Consider the following 13,366-nt stretch of genomic DNA (forward strand, 5'->3'; position numbering starts at 1 on the left):
CGAACACCTACAATCCGGCCAACACGCATATCGACTATTTCGGAATAGACCCCTATCCGGTGCGCACGGGAACGGACACGGTCGATTACGACATGATCGATCGAGCCGTGGCTGCAGCGGTGAAGTCGGGCATCCCGGCTAACAACATCGTTCCGGTATATCAGGCCTTTGGCGGCGGTAACTGGGAGACTTCCGATGGCGGAAGACATGTCATGCCCACCCCCGAACAGATGCAAACCATGATCGATCATTGGGCCGCATTGGTTCCGACGCCCGGCTTCGACTACACCTACAAATGGGGAACGCAGAACGGCGACACCGCGCTTGAAAGCTCCTCCGAATTGCAAGCCGTTTTCCGGGAGCACAACCTCGCTACCACCGGGGCCGAACCTTCCGACACCAGCGACGGCAGCGCTGCCGCGACACCCCCTTCCGATGCCGCCGCCAGCGATAGCAGTTCGACTGTGACTGCCCCATCCCATGACGCCACCGGCGACAACACTTCGACTGCGACTGCCCCTTCCCATGACGCCACCGGCGATATCAGTTCGACTGCTACGGCCCCTTCCGACGCCACCGCCAGCGATAGCAGTTCGACTGCGACTGCCCCTTCCCATGACGCCACCGGCGATATCAGTTCGACTGCCACGGCCCCTTCCCATGACGCCACCGGCGATAGCAGTTCGACTGCCGCGGCCTCTTCCGAAGCCGCGACGGGCGATAGCAGTTCCACTGCAACTGTGCCTTCCACTGCCACCGCTGCCGATAATAGCTCTACTGTGGCCGCCTCCGACTCCAAGACCAGCCATGGCACTTCTACTGCGACTGCTACCGCCATCGCCCCTTCCGACGCCAGCACTAGCGATAGTAATTCTGCTGGAGCTGCGACTTCCCACCGCACGGCCAGTCACGGAAAGGCCACCAGTGATGCCTCCCATGCAAGTGCAAGCACCGACGAAATGGCGGGCCATAGCGGCAACGACACCTCCCATGTCGACACTGGCGGCAACAAGATGGACGATTTGGGCAGCGGCGTTGACCGGGTGCTGGCTGTGTTGAGCCATGCTCTTTCTGCCGGCTCGGAGTTTCTCGCCACCAACAATCACTCCGACAGAACGGCAACCAACCTGACCGGCCATGGGTTCGCCCAGACCGTCCAGAGCGGTGAAAATGTCGGGGCCCAGGCAAAGAACGGCGCCGCCGCCGAGATCATGTCGGGTCACGGAGGCAACGATGCCTTCGACTTCAGCAAGCTTCAGGACAAGCTCCACCTCGATCAAGCCGCTCTTGCCGAGCTTAAGTCGGGCGGGCTTTCATTGCATGCGTCTCCTGCTGGTACGGCCACGGATGATGGTTCCCACCACATCATCTTTGACAGCTCAACCGGGTCGCTCTCTCTCGACAGCGACGCGGTCGGCGGCGCAGCTCAAGCGCAGCTCGCCACCCATCTCCCGTGGCAGCATCACTCTTTGATCTGAAAACCGGAGCGGCGGACCTTCAACTCGAGCGTGTCCGCCGCTCCGTCTTTGTCTATTGCGCCACTGAAGGCCGCGTTATCGCCAATGCGAATTTCGGATTCGCCACACCCTAAGCAGTCTCGGCAATTTTCAGCACGGCGTCGATCTCGGCCATCACCGCTGCCGGCAGCGGCCCTTTTTCCAGCGCACCGAGATTGTCCTCGACCTGCTCGGGCCGCGTGAAGCCGGGAACCGGCAGGGCGATTGCCGACTTGGCGAGGATCCAGCCGAGCGCGCCCTGCGCAAGCGTGCGTCCGCCCGAGGTGAGCAGGTCGCGGATTGCCGAGAGCCTTGACAGATAATGCGGGTTGGCGGCGCCATCCCTGAAAAATACCATCCATTCGGCATTGCCGCCGCGCACATCGTTGGTGGGCAGCCGCATGGCCGGCGTGTATTTGCCGGTGAGCAACCCCATTGCCAGCGGCAGCCGGCTGAACGAGACGAGGTTCTCGCGCGCCGCAACGGCCATCAGCCCGTTCGCCGGGGTAAACACATTGAAGTCGTTCTCTACGGCGACGAAGCCCTCGCGCGGCGCGTAGGCGGCAAGCCGTTCGCGGTGATCGGTGCTCCAGCCGAAGCCGCCGATCTTGCCCTCCTGGCGCAACAGGCCGAGCGTATCGAACACCTCGCCGGCGCGCTCGATCGGATACTCGTTGATATGTAGCAGCACGACGTCGATACAATCGCGCTGCAGGCGCTGCCGCGAATTGTCGATCGATGCCCGGATCGCCGCGGCAGAGGCATCCTCGGGAGCAATCTTGCGCGTTTCGGGATCGCCGAAATAGCCGACCTTGGTGACGATGACGGCTTCGTCCTTACCCTTCAACGCTCGCCCGAGGATCAGTTCGGCATTGCCGGCGCCATAAGCGGCCGCCGTGTCGAACACCCGCGCGCCGATCTCATAGGCCATCGCCAGCGCGGCTTGCGACCTGATGTCGTCGACCTCGCCATAGGTTGTCGCCGTGTCACGCCAACGCGCGGGGCCACCCGCCGCCCAGGTGCCGATGCCAATGCGCGGTACCGAGCGGCCATCCCAAAGCTCAATCATCTGCATGCCCGGTTCCTCAACGACGCAGGCTGGCGTGGCGGGCACGTTCGCGTATCTCTTCGCGAGAAATGCCGGCATCCGCCAGTGTGCTGTCCCGGGCCTGCCTCAAGCTCGCAAGCGTCTGGCGATAGACAATCCAGCGGGCGAAACGGTGTCGAAGTTCATCCAACATGATCGTCTCCTTTGGCGTGGAGAATGCCCGCGCGCCTGGGTTGGTCGAAAGCGCAAAGCATCGGCGCGAAGCGCATGCGCGATCGAAAAGATTGCGGTGGCTTCTTAGCCAGCCGAGGCGCTTGTCACTTTCCCGCCAAGCAAGATTGTCCAACGCGTCCAACGCCTGCATACTTGCGCATGATGCCCGCTTCGCGCTACAGCCACGGTCGCAAGGAGTTTTTCATTTCTGCAAAATGGATATCGGCTGGGACGATCTAAGGTTGTTTCTCGACGTTGCGCGGCTGGGTGGCTTGAGCGCAGCGACGGGAACCACGCGCCTCAGCGCAGCCACCCTTGGACGACGCGTCACCGCGCTGGAAAAGCAGATCGGCGAACCTCTGTTCGTGCGCCAGCAGACCGGCTACCGGCTGACTCCGGTCGGCGAAGAACTGCTGCGGCGCGCCGAAGACGTCGAGGCAGCAATGCAGTCGCTGACCCGCTGGCGCGAGGGAAACCTGCCCGACCGCATTGTCCGCGTCTCGGCCGGGCCATGGACGTCGGCCTTCGTTTCCGCCCATATTGGCGAGATCTGGACGGTCGATGACGGCATAAGGGTGGAGCTTGTCACCACGACCGAGCGGGTCGACATCGGCCGCCGTGCCGCCGACATCGGCATCCGCAGCGAGCGTCCGACCGAGCAGTGGCTGGCCGGCCGTCAGAGCGGCAAAGTCGCTCACGCCATTTATTCCGGACGTCACCTGATCAACGGCATCGCCGCTGGATTGTTCGTCGGCGTCACCGGCGAAGGCGCAAACGTTGCATCGGCGCGCTGGCTGCAAGCCCATCACGGCGACCGCATCGCCGTACGCGGCAACAACACCCATGCGGTGCGTGAACTGGTGGCCGCCGGCGCCGGCCTTTCGGTCTTTCCGTGCTTCGTCGGTGACAGCGATCCGCGGCTGGTTCGCGTCGCTCAACCTATCCCCGAGCTCAAAACCGACCAATGGATCGTCACCCATCACGAGGAACGTCACTCCCCGCCGGTACGAAAGGTCGCCGACCGGATTGCCGCCTTGGTGCGGGCGCACCAGCCGCTGTTTCGCGGCGCGACGCCGATCCGGTAAACCTCAGGCGTCGATCGGCCGCCAGTGGATCAAGAATCAGATATTTTGTGGGCCGGACGATGTGCCCGCCGTTGAGGACGCCGGAGTGAGGCGCGCTGCTCGTCGAGATCCTTGCCTTGGGCGAAGAGAGCGGTATAAACCGATCAGCACCGGGCCGCCTATCCGGTCACTCGTCCTCCTGCCGGCTCATAGCCGTATGCTTCGCCCTTACGCACCACGCGACCGATGCCCGGCCAGCCAAGGTGCGCGCCGGCGATCCACGTCCCCCGCCTTGGCCGCGTCACTGAAAACCTTCAGGCGGGTTGCGCGCGCCGTCGGCTGATCGTCGTCATGGCCCCAACTGAACGCGGGATTGCCGAACTGCAAGGCCGGCACATGAACGACGTCCCCGAAGAATAGGAAACGGTCCTCGTCCGTGTCGAACGCGTAGCCGGTATGACCGGGAGCATGACCCGGCAGGGCGACCGCCCTCAATCGCTCACCCACCAGGTCGCCATTCTCGACAGGCTTCAGCAGGGGCCGGAACTGCGCAAGGTGGGCGTAAGCGAAAAAGCTCCCAACAGCCGCCTCGGGAATTACGATCGCCGTCAAGTTTGGAAAGAGCACTCGGCTGTCGGGGTCAAAAGTCCGTGCACATGATCCTCAGCAGTTCGCCTTCACGTGTTCTTCCTGAAGTTTGAATCGATGCAGTATATGATTTCGGAAGCAGCTCTGCATTTCCACAAACGACCCAAACCCGAGACGCGATGCAAGTCGGGACACGGTCGCGGGTGATACATGGCATCGGCGCGCGATTGCGGCGGCATTTTCGAAAGCCACGTAATCCGGCTCCGCAAATATCACCCGGGCGACAGCCTCCGACTTCTCCGGAAGTGTCAGTTCCCTTTTGGCAATCAGCGCTTTGAGCTCGTCAAGCGATGGCGCTCGTCGGTTGTCAACTGATACGCGCTGTCGACCGCATGTCCGTGAGGGATAAGATGAGCCCACAGACATAGTTCTCAACCTTTAACTATCTTCATGAAGATATCGAACTCAGCATCCACAATCGGAACCGTGTGCTCGTAACCGGGATATCTGCCTGAATCGACGTCTGCCTTGTAGTCCTTAAAGGCAGCGACGCGCTCGTCCTGAATCTTCTCCAGCTCAGGGCCAAGGTTTCGATAAACTTTTCCGTGTCGCGGCTTATGGTTCTTGCCGTAACCGCAAACGTCTTCTGTGAAGAGGTACTGCGCATCGGCATATTTGCCAGCGCCCATGCCTAGCATGACAAGCGAGGAGTTTTCGGTGAGGAATTTCGCGACGCGATCTGGGACGACTTCCAGCTCCGCGCCGAAGACTCCTATTTGCTCCAGCTTTTGGGTGTGTCGCCAAATGCGCACTGCTTCGTCCGCGGTCTTGCCGACTGCGCGCCAACCCGTCCAGGTGATATAAGACGGCACTAGGCCGATATGGCCAACGACAGGAATGTAGTTGTCGCATAACGTCTTCTGGATGTCGTATGACGCCGCACAATAAAAGGCGTCGCCGCCTGTGCCGGCAAAGTGGAACGCTGCACGCAGATAGTCCTCCGCTGTTGCGAGCGGGCGGCCCGCGAAACTCCCATAGCTGCCATATGGCAAACCGACTTGTACGAAACAATCGCCGGCTGCTTGGCGCATTTCCGGATCGAAATATCGACCTTCGATGGAGAGCATATGGATGCCGGCGGCGGCTGCGGCAGCCGCCTCATCCGGGGTGCTGACGAAGAGCATGGAGATTTTCTGTCCGCTCTTCTTCATCTTGCGGATGTCCTCGACATGAGGACGGTTGTGATACATGCCCATAATCAGCCTCCGCAGGGGATCAGGCAGTCAAACAGCGCCTGGCGATGAATGGCCAATTCATTTCGGCGCGCCAAGTAATCGGGCGGTCGCGCCAGAGCATCTCGGCGCAGGCTGCAAGCTGGAACGGCTGGTCCATATGGCTCAGATCTCGATCATGACGCGGCCATTTTCGACCTTCGTCTTGTACGTCTTGAGATTCTCGCAAGCGGGCGGGGTCTCTACGTCCCCAGTCGTGAAGTCGAAAACGGATGCGTGTTTAGGACACTCCACTGTATTCCCCATTACGAGACCGTCAGCGAGGTGAATACTCTCGTGCGTGCAAAGCCCGTCGGTGCAGAAAAATTCGTCCGCATCATTTCGAAAGATCGCAAAGGTGCGACCGCCATGATCGAAGCGCTTGGCTTCCTCGGCTTCGATGTCGGCGGCGGCACAGGCGTCGATCCAAGGCATGGAAACCTTCCTTCAGATGGCTTGCGGTTTGTAGTCGGCGGGGGCGGACGGCATGACCCCCTGCAGTAGCGCCACGGACTTTTCGAGTCCCTCCAGAGAGTTCAGGAGCACGTCCTCATGCTCGATGGAAAGCCAGCCGTCATAGCCGGCCATCTTGAGGCGATAGCAGAATTGCCGCCACCACTCCTCGCCATGGCCGAAGCCAAGCGTGATGTAGCTCCATGACCGGGCTGGAAGATCCATCAGGCTGCCATTCTCGAGCAGAGATGTCGTCGCCTGCACTGGTGCGTTGAGCATCGTGTCCTTGGCATGAACGTGATATACCGCCTCGCCCAAAGATTGAGCCGCCGCCAGCGGGTCGGCACCCATCCAGAACAGATGCGAAGGGTCCAGATTCGCCCCCACGACGGGTCCGACCGCCTGTCGCAACTTCAGAAGCGAGGGCACGTTGAAGACACACTGGTTGCCGTGGAGTTCAAGCGCGATGCGCTCCACGCCGTTCTCTTCAGCCAACGCCACGATCTCGGTCCAGAAGGGAATCAGCTTCTCTTCCCACTGGTATTTCAAAATGGCCTGTGTTTCCGGCGGCCACGACGAGACGACCCAGTTGGGCATTGTATCTGCAGCGTTGCCGGCCGGGAGGCCGCTCATGGTGCAGACCGTCCGGATGCCCATTTCGCCCGCGACGCGAATAGTGGTTTTCAGCCCTTCGCCCTGGGCCGGGTCGGTCGGGTGCAGCGGATTGCCGTTTGCGTTGAGGCTGATGATTTCTAGCCCGCGCGCCTCGAACGCGCCAACGAAGCGCTTCTGGCCTTCCCTGTTGCCCAGCATGGACGAAAGCCGAAAATGCGGCGCGGTGGACCAGCCACAGGTGTTCACCTCGACGCCGGAGACACCCATGCGCTTCGCATGATCCAGCATCGTTTCGAAGGGCAGGTTGCCGAGGCTGTCTGAAACGAAACCCAGCTTCACGCGTAAAACTCCGGCTTTGCGATCATTTGGACGGGTACGCGGCGGCCCTCGTGCAACGCCTTCACGCCCGCCTCGGCAACGACGGCGGCGCAATAACCGTCCCAGCAATTCGCAGCGGTTGCCGGGAACTCACCAGTCATGGCGAAGCGTAGGAAGTCGCGGTTCTGCCGACGGTAGGCATCGGCATAGCGGGTCCGCCAGTCGGAGTCGTAGCTCGTGCTCTGTGTAAGCGCAGAATCGATGCGAGTGTAGGCGACGTTGTTCATCGCAACGGTGCCCCGCTCGCCGATCAGCTCGGCACGGACATCGTAACCATAGGCGGCATTGTTGTTGATCTCGATGTTGACGAGTTGGCCATCGACCGTCTCCAGCACCATGAAGACAGGCGCGACCCGGGCATCTGAGCGCTTCGGCTGGAAGGCCGAAATCGACGCATATTCCGTCGAGAGCACATAGCGCACGACATCGAACTCGTGTGGAGCCGAATTGGTGATAGCCATTGCGCCGGTGAAATCTGCAGCCGGCGTTTCGACATTCCGGTGAAAATTGTGCATCATCAGGGGCCGGCCAAGGCGGCCGTCTGCGAGCGCCCGCTTAATCTCTTCGTAGGAGCGATCGTAGCGCCGCATGAAACCAAGCTGGACGAATTTCGCGCCCGACTTCTGTTCGGCCTCCATCACCGCGATACAGTCAGCGGACGCTTGTGAGAGGGGCTTTTCGCACAACACACGCTTGCCGGCGGCAATACAGGCCTTCGACAGCGGCGCATGCGTGGTATCGGGACTCGCCACGATGATTGCGTCCACGTCCTTCCGCGCGGCAACATCTTCTGGATCGGTGGAGATGTCGGGCGCACCAAAGGTGTCGGCAACAGTGCGGGCACGCGCCTCATCCATGTCGCACACCAGCTGAAGGCTTGCTCCGGGAAGGTCTTCCGCCACTATCCTGGCGTGGTCGGCGCCCATCACACCGGCACCGATCACTGCGATCCGTATTGTCATATTTCTTCTGCTTTGTTCGACGTGAAGAGGCTGGTGGCGCCAAGGGTCATCAGGGCCGGTCGAAGGCAGAGGTTTCCCGAGGAAAACGATCGGGCCGCCCGCCCATCCAGCTCGAGAGGCGGCGCATTTTCATTGTGATCATGCATGCAATTCATGCTCGATTTCCGCCTCGAGGTCAGCCATGGTTTCACCGCCGGCCATCAGGTCGGTGATCTCCTCGCGGGTTTTCTCGCGCTTCCGGAAATCGGCGGCGATCGCACCGCGAATGAGGACGGCGAAATGGTCTCCCACCGCCATCGCGTGCATCACCTGGTGGGTGATGAAGATGACCGCGAGACCGCGCCGCTTGGCTTCATTGACGATGCGCAGCACGTGAGCTGCCTGCTTGACGCCGAGCGCTGCCGTCGGCTCATCGAGGATCAGAACGCGAGCGCCGAAATGCACGGCGCGGGCAATGGCCAAAGACTGGCGTTCCCCGCCTGACAGGCCACCAACAAGCCGGTCACCGTCGTCGATACGCGTGATGCCGAAATCCCGCACCGCTTTCACCGCGATCTCGTTGGCGCGCTTGCGGTCGTAGATCTTGAACGGACCCCAACCCTTTGTCGGCTCCAATCCAACGAAGAAGGAGCGGCCGATGCTCATTAAGGGGAACGTTCCGCCGAACTGGTGCACGGTGGCAATGCCCCGCTCCTGCGCAGCGCTCGGACGGTCGAAGCTGACCGCCTTTCCGTCCATCAGGATCTCGCCGCTGGTCGGCTTGTGGACGCCTGCCAACACCTTGATGAGAGTGGACTTTCCGGCGCCGTTGTCGCCGAGGAGACACAAGACCTCACCCCGGCGAATTTGCAGCGAGATGTTATGCAACACGTCGATCGGGCCGAAAGACTTGTTGACATTTTTCAGTTCGAGAATGGCAGGTTTTTCGCTCATAATTGTCGCATCTTTCGTCCTTCCAAGCAGTCGCTGATCGCAACTGCAGCCGCATCGCTCAGTGCTGTATGGGTGCCCTCGGCACGCTTTATTTCGAACCTCGCCGGTAAGACAGAGCCAGTTCCCGGAATGCCTGATTCATCAGCACCGCCGTCAAAAGCATCACGCCGATGATCAGGTTCGACCAGTTCCGGTCGATCTGGGTGAAGTAGATGCCTTGGCTGACAATGGCGAACGTGATGGTGCCGACGAAGATGCCGATGACCGAGCCGAACCCTCCCGTGAGCAGCACGCCGCCGACCACCACGGACACGATTGCGTTGAAGATGAAGTTCATTCCGCCGGAAACCTGGGCCGAGTTGAACAGGATCGCCTGGCACATGCCAACGAATGTGGCGCTGACGGCGGACAGCACGAACAGTGCGATGGTCATGCGGTTTGTCGGAATGCCTGCATTGCGGGCGCTGACGCGATCGCCGCCCATTGCAAACAGCCAGTTGCCAAAGCGGGTCTTGTGCAGCACGAAGCCAATGATGACAGCGAACACTACCCACCAGACGATGATGACCTGGTGGCTTCCACCGATAAGCTGTCCGAACAGGAATTTGGCCCATTCGGGCGCGGTGACGGCAACGCTAGCGTTGCCAGTTAGCAACACGGACCCACTGAGCACCAAGCCCTGCATCGCAACCAGGGTGGCGAGCGTAATGATCAACGAAGGCACCGAGGTGCGGATCGTCAGCAAACCATTGACAAGGCCGACCGCCACACCGACCGCCAGGGCGCCGGCCATGCCCACCGCGATGGGCAGGTCATAGTAGCCGCTAAGGATGGCGGTGGTCATAGAGCCCGCGGGAATCAATGCGCCGATGGAGATGTCGAGTTCACCCGAGATCATCAGCAGACCGACCGGAATGGCGACAATGCCGAGATTGGCGGCGAAATTCACCCAGCTCGCCGCCCCAAGGAGTGTACCCAGGTCCACGCCACCGAAAAATACGAAGAACAGCACCACCCCGATCAGGCTGAGGATCGAGCCTGCTTCCGGGCGGCGCAACAAGGATTTGATTGCCTCAGTCATGGCGGTCCCTCAAACCTTCTTCGATGAGTAGCTGAGCGCCAGCTGCCGAAAGGTGTCGTTGGTGAGTACGGCGATCAGGAGAAGCGCGCCGATGATGACGCTTCCCATGTTGGGATCGATACTCGTGAAGTAGATGCCCTGGTTTACGATAGAGAAGGTGATCGTGCCGAACACGATACCTACGACCGAGCCAAATCCGCCGGTAAGCAGAACGCCCCCGATGACCACGCACATGATCGAATTGAAGATGAAGGACTGCCCAGCCAGAACCTGAGCGCTCTGGTAGACCATCACCTGGCTGACTCCGACGAACGCGGCGGAAAACCCCGAAAGCATGAATAGACCGATGGTAAGCCGCTTGGTGGGGATGCCCGCGTTGCGCGCGCTCTCCTTGTCGCCCCCGAGTGCATAGATCCAGTTGCCCACGGGCGAGATGTGGAGGAGCCACAGAAGGGCGGCGATGTAGACGAGCCACCAGAGAATCGTCACTTGGAACATGCCCCCGAGATATTGGCCGAGAAGCGTCTTCGTGAGTTCGTCGGGCACCAGCGAGACACCGGTGCTGCCGGCGATCATCACCGTAAGGCCCAGCGTCAGGCCCATTGTGCCGAACATCGTTCCTATTGTAATTATCAGGGACGGGATCGTGGTTCGTGTGACGAACACGCCGTTGATCAAGCCGATGGCAAGACCGAGCCCAAGGGCGGCCGTGATGCCGAGCCAATCAGGCAGGCCATAGTAGCCGGATATGATCGCGGCCGTTAGAGAGGCCGCGGGAATCACGGCGCCGACCGAGATGTCCAGCTCACCAGCGATCATCAGCAGCCCTATCGGCAGAGCGATGATGCCGATCTCGGAGGCGATGCTCAGCCAACTGGCCGTACCGGCTGCTGACAAAAAGCCACTGCCTCCGAATATGGCGAAGAACAGAAAGACTGCGACCATGCCCAGGAACGAGCCCGTCTCGGGCCGCCGCGCCAGACGACCCAGGGCCAGTCCAGAACGGCCGCGATTTGCCATCGGCGTTCGGGTGGATGTCACGGGATGTGCCGTCATGGGTAATCCGCGAGTTATCGAGCGCCAAAAATTGCGGTCGCTATGGAAGTAGAATGCACTGGCCGCCCGCCTCACAAGACGGGCGGCCGTAAGGACACCTATCGCGCGCCGGCCTTCACGCCGGCAATGGTCAGCTCGACAGTGTTCTTGTCGATGATCCCAGGACCGGTGAGGATCTCGCGCGTCGGCACAGTCAGCCCGTAGTTTACCTTGCCATTCAAGATTGAGACGGCGAGGTAGCCTTGCCAGTAGCCCTGCTGGTCGATCGCGCAGGCCTGTTTTCCATCCTTGATGTTGTTCAGGATGGTCTCGTCAAAGTTGATGCCGCAGAGTTGAACCTGCCCGGCCTTGCCGGCCTGGGTAATACCGTTCATGGCCGAATTGGCGTCGACATTGCCGATGGTGAACACCGCGGTCACGGCTTGATGCTGCAGCAGATAGGCCTTCACCGCCTGCGCCACTGCTGTTGCCGAGCCGAAGGAGGTAGCTGGCAACGGCAACACATCGGCCTCGCCGCCGCCGTTCTTCATCCCTTCCCTAAAGCCACCACAGTAGGCCTCGATATTGGCCGCACCCGGCAGTGTGTTGATGCAGACGCCTTTCTTGTTGCCGGCCTTAGCGAGATACTCGCCGCCGGCGACGCCACCTTTGTAATCGTCCGAGCCGACATAGTTCATAGCGCCGAGGCGATCAGCCGCCTGCAAACCGCCGGCATTGTAACAAGCGGAATGCCAGCGTCCACAACCGCCTTGAACGCCGGATCCATGGCTTCCGGCACCCAGTCCGGACCGACAATGGCCTCGGCCTTCTGGTCGATGGCTTGGCGGATCAGTTCGGCCGCGTCCACACCCAGATTGTCGTAGTTCTGCGGCCCGAGCCAGGTGACTTTACCACCTTGAGCTTCGACCACCTTACCGGCGTCTTCGGCACCACGCTTGACGATTGACCAGAATGGATCGTCCGGCTTGCCGCCGATAACGAAGATGTCGGCGGCGAGCGTGCTGCTGGTGCTGTACGCAGCCAGCACTGCTGTGGACACAAGTATCTTGAAAAGCTTCATAGTCTTCCTCCCGGTTTACCCGCCCCGCGGGGTTTCAACAAAAGCCTGGCTGCCCCGCACCCGCTCCTCTCGGGCTTAGTCGAGACAGCGTCTGATCGTCATTCCGCCGGCATTCCAGTGGCCGGGCCGCCGCGGGCTTCCTGCTGCGCGCGCAGCTTTTCTTTCTTTTTGCGGAAGCGCGCCTTCATAGCCTCGTCAGCTTCTTTGCTACCGTCGTGCCAAGTGCCAAAAAGCTTATCGAGAGGAACCAGACCGTCACCGCCGTAGTTCACCTCGAAATACTTGTGGTGCAGGTAGTGGACATAGGAATGGCTATCGAGCTTGATCTTGTCCGTGAGTTCGAAGGTCTCAAACCCAAGATGGCCATTCACCGCTCCGAAGCCGGCCCCATGCAGTGTGAAGTACGCGCAGACAGGGTTGGATGGGATCAGCAGGTGCAGCCAGGCTTCGGCATGGTAGAGGAACCCTTCCACCGGATGCATGGACAGCGACGACCACGGACTGGGGTTGATCGAGTTGTGGTGAACCGAGTGCACCCATTTGTAGAGCGGCGGCCAATGGATGGCGCGGTGCAGGAAGAAGAAATAGATCTCATGCACGGCCGGCGCGATGATGACGAGGAACGATAGGTAAAGCCAATTCGTCGTCCAGGGCAGCCAGACCGCCCAGCTATTAGCGTAGGCCCACAGCATCACGATTTCGACCACGGTCCACAGCGGTATAGTGATGAAAAACGACCGGCTGAAATTGTCGATATTCTGGCTCTGAAACCAGAAGACGTCGGACGGCGCGTCGGAGGGGAATTTTGGATTATACTTGAAGCGCGTCTCTTGCTTGCGCTGGATGTAATAGCGCAGCTCAAAGAACCCGTAGAAGAGAAAAATGCCCCCTGCGTTCAGGCCGTACAGCCAAAGGTAGTTGAGCAGCGAAAATGTTGCCAGGCTGTCCCAGCTCGGAATGAGCAAGTTGACCCAGATGATTGCCGTGGCCATGTGGAAGGCGTTCCAAGGCCACAGAAACTCGGGAAACCAAGCCAGTACCTTCTTGGCGTTGAACGGGCGATGCCAGATCGGCACCGGCTCGGCGCGGCGGTGCGGGACCCAGTTTCCGCGTTTGTCGCGCGTTCCATACTGAAGGTCATCCATCTT

At 60.6% G+C, this 13,366-nt stretch carries 14 protein-coding genes and 2 pseudogenes; 2 read left to right on the top strand and 14 right to left on the bottom strand.

Annotation, left to right across the window (positions count from 1 at the left end; genetic code table 11):
* The coding region (locus NKJ72_RS21785; protein WP_352479331.1) for a hypothetical protein at positions 1-1,478 on the top strand (1,478 nt) is incomplete at its 5' end.
* A gap of 109 nt (positions 1,479-1,587) precedes the next feature.
* Here the strand turns inward: NKJ72_RS21785 and NKJ72_RS21790 are convergent.
* The gene (locus tag NKJ72_RS21790) at positions 1,588-2,571 is read right to left on the bottom strand and encodes an aldo/keto reductase (RefSeq protein ID WP_352479332.1); all 984 of its coding nucleotides are present in this window, start codon (positions 2,569-2,571) and stop codon (positions 1,588-1,590) included.
* Positions 2,572-2,581: 10 nt separating this feature from the next.
* On the bottom strand, positions 2,582-2,890 hold the full coding sequence (locus NKJ72_RS21795; protein WP_352479333.1) for a YjiS-like domain-containing protein: 309 nt from the start codon (positions 2,888-2,890) through the stop codon (positions 2,582-2,584).
* Positions 2,891-2,972: 82 nt separating this feature from the next.
* On the opposite strand from NKJ72_RS21795, the gene NKJ72_RS21800 reads away from it, so the two are divergent.
* On the top strand, positions 2,973-3,842 hold the full coding sequence (locus NKJ72_RS21800; protein WP_352479334.1) for a LysR family transcriptional regulator: 870 nt from the start codon (positions 2,973-2,975) through the stop codon (positions 3,840-3,842).
* A gap of 207 nt (positions 3,843-4,049) precedes the next feature.
* Here NKJ72_RS21800 and NKJ72_RS21805 read toward each other — a convergent pair whose 3' ends face one another.
* The 12 genes and pseudogenes from NKJ72_RS21805 to NKJ72_RS21855 all read right to left on the bottom strand — a co-directional run bounded on the left by NKJ72_RS21805 (position 4,050) and on the right by NKJ72_RS21855 (position 13,363).
* Positions 4,050-4,433, bottom strand: a complete 384-nt coding sequence (locus NKJ72_RS21805; protein WP_352479335.1) for an MBL fold metallo-hydrolase — start codon at positions 4,431-4,433, stop codon at positions 4,050-4,052.
* Positions 4,434-4,484: 51 nt separating this feature from the next.
* Positions 4,485-4,835 carry a MurR/RpiR family transcriptional regulator gene (locus NKJ72_RS21810; protein WP_352479336.1) on the bottom strand — a complete coding sequence of 117 codons (351 nt, stop codon included), beginning with the start codon at positions 4,833-4,835 and terminating at the stop codon, positions 4,485-4,487.
* A 5-nt stretch (positions 4,836-4,840) separates the two neighbouring features.
* The gene (locus tag NKJ72_RS21815) at positions 4,841-5,665 is read right to left on the bottom strand and encodes a 3-methyl-2-oxobutanoate hydroxymethyltransferase (protein WP_352479337.1); all 825 of its coding nucleotides are present in this window, start codon (positions 5,663-5,665) and stop codon (positions 4,841-4,843) included.
* A gap of 49 nt (positions 5,666-5,714) precedes the next feature.
* Positions 5,715-5,801, bottom strand: a pseudogene (locus NKJ72_RS31020) (hydroxypyruvate isomerase); the annotation flags it as partial.
* A gap of 5 nt (positions 5,802-5,806) precedes the next feature.
* Complete coding sequence (locus NKJ72_RS21820; RefSeq protein ID WP_352479338.1) at positions 5,807-6,115, bottom strand: MocE family 2Fe-2S type ferredoxin; 309 nt, start codon at positions 6,113-6,115, stop codon at positions 5,807-5,809.
* Between the two features lie 12 nt (positions 6,116-6,127).
* Positions 6,128-7,087, bottom strand: coding sequence for a sugar phosphate isomerase/epimerase family protein (locus NKJ72_RS21825; protein WP_352479339.1), 960 nt, complete (start codon positions 7,085-7,087; stop codon positions 6,128-6,130).
* Positions 7,084-8,088: a Gfo/Idh/MocA family oxidoreductase gene (locus tag NKJ72_RS21830; RefSeq protein WP_352479340.1), complete on the bottom strand. Its 1,005-nt coding sequence runs from the start codon at positions 8,086-8,088 to the stop codon at positions 7,084-7,086. Before NKJ72_RS21830 ends, NKJ72_RS21825 begins: the two co-directional genes overlap by 4 nt.
* 138 nt (positions 8,089-8,226) lie before the next feature.
* On the bottom strand, positions 8,227-9,021 hold the full coding sequence (locus NKJ72_RS21835; protein WP_352479341.1) for an ATP-binding cassette domain-containing protein: 795 nt from the start codon (positions 9,019-9,021) through the stop codon (positions 8,227-8,229).
* An 88-nt stretch (positions 9,022-9,109) separates the two neighbouring features.
* Positions 9,110-10,102: an ABC transporter permease gene (locus NKJ72_RS21840; protein WP_352479342.1), complete on the bottom strand. Its 993-nt coding sequence runs from the start codon at positions 10,100-10,102 to the stop codon at positions 9,110-9,112.
* Between the two features lie 9 nt (positions 10,103-10,111).
* Entirely contained in the window at positions 10,112-11,122 is a 1,011-nt protein-coding gene (locus tag NKJ72_RS21845; RefSeq protein WP_352479442.1) for an ABC transporter permease, read from the bottom strand.
* A gap of 134 nt (positions 11,123-11,256) precedes the next feature.
* Positions 11,257-12,218: pseudogene (locus NKJ72_RS21850) on the bottom strand (sugar ABC transporter substrate-binding protein).
* A 98-nt stretch (positions 12,219-12,316) separates the two neighbouring features.
* Positions 12,317-13,363, bottom strand: a complete 1,047-nt coding sequence (locus NKJ72_RS21855; protein ID WP_352479343.1) for a sterol desaturase family protein — start codon at positions 13,361-13,363, stop codon at positions 12,317-12,319.
* Between the last annotated feature and the right edge of the window lie 3 nt (positions 13,364-13,366).

The sequence above is a fragment of the Mesorhizobium sp. M0045 genome (genome assembly GCF_040323385.1).
GTDB lineage: Bacteria > Pseudomonadota > Alphaproteobacteria > Rhizobiales > Rhizobiaceae > Mesorhizobium.

What these genes read in the sequence shown, in the direction of transcription:
- NKJ72_RS21855 (WP_352479343.1), bottom strand. Translation starts at nt 13,363, where the DNA reads ATGGATGACCTTCAGTATGGAACGCGCGACAAACGCGGAAACTGGGTC.
- NKJ72_RS21810 (WP_352479336.1), bottom strand. Translation starts at nt 4,835, where the DNA reads ATGTCTGTGGGCTCATCTTATCCCTCACGGACATGCGGTCGACAGCGC.
- NKJ72_RS21845 (WP_352479442.1), bottom strand. Translation starts at nt 11,122, where the DNA reads ATGGCAAATCGCGGCCGTTCTGGACTGGCCCTGGGTCGTCTGGCGCGG.
- NKJ72_RS21790 (WP_352479332.1), bottom strand. Translation starts at nt 2,571, where the DNA reads ATGCAGATGATTGAGCTTTGGGATGGCCGCTCGGTACCGCGCATTGGC.
- NKJ72_RS21815 (WP_352479337.1), bottom strand. Translation starts at nt 5,665, where the DNA reads ATGGGCATGTATCACAACCGTCCTCATGTCGAGGACATCCGCAAGATG.
- NKJ72_RS21820 (WP_352479338.1), bottom strand. Translation starts at nt 6,115, where the DNA reads ATGCCTTGGATCGACGCCTGTGCCGCCGCCGACATCGAAGCCGAGGAA.
- NKJ72_RS21840 (WP_352479342.1), bottom strand. Translation starts at nt 10,102, where the DNA reads ATGACTGAGGCAATCAAATCCTTGTTGCGCCGCCCGGAAGCAGGCTCG.
- NKJ72_RS21835 (WP_352479341.1), bottom strand. Translation starts at nt 9,021, where the DNA reads ATGAGCGAAAAACCTGCCATTCTCGAACTGAAAAATGTCAACAAGTCT.
- NKJ72_RS21800 (WP_352479334.1), top strand. Translation starts at nt 2,973, where the DNA reads ATGGATATCGGCTGGGACGATCTAAGGTTGTTTCTCGACGTTGCGCGG.
- NKJ72_RS21830 (WP_352479340.1), bottom strand. Translation starts at nt 8,088, where the DNA reads ATGACAATACGGATCGCAGTGATCGGTGCCGGTGTGATGGGCGCCGAC.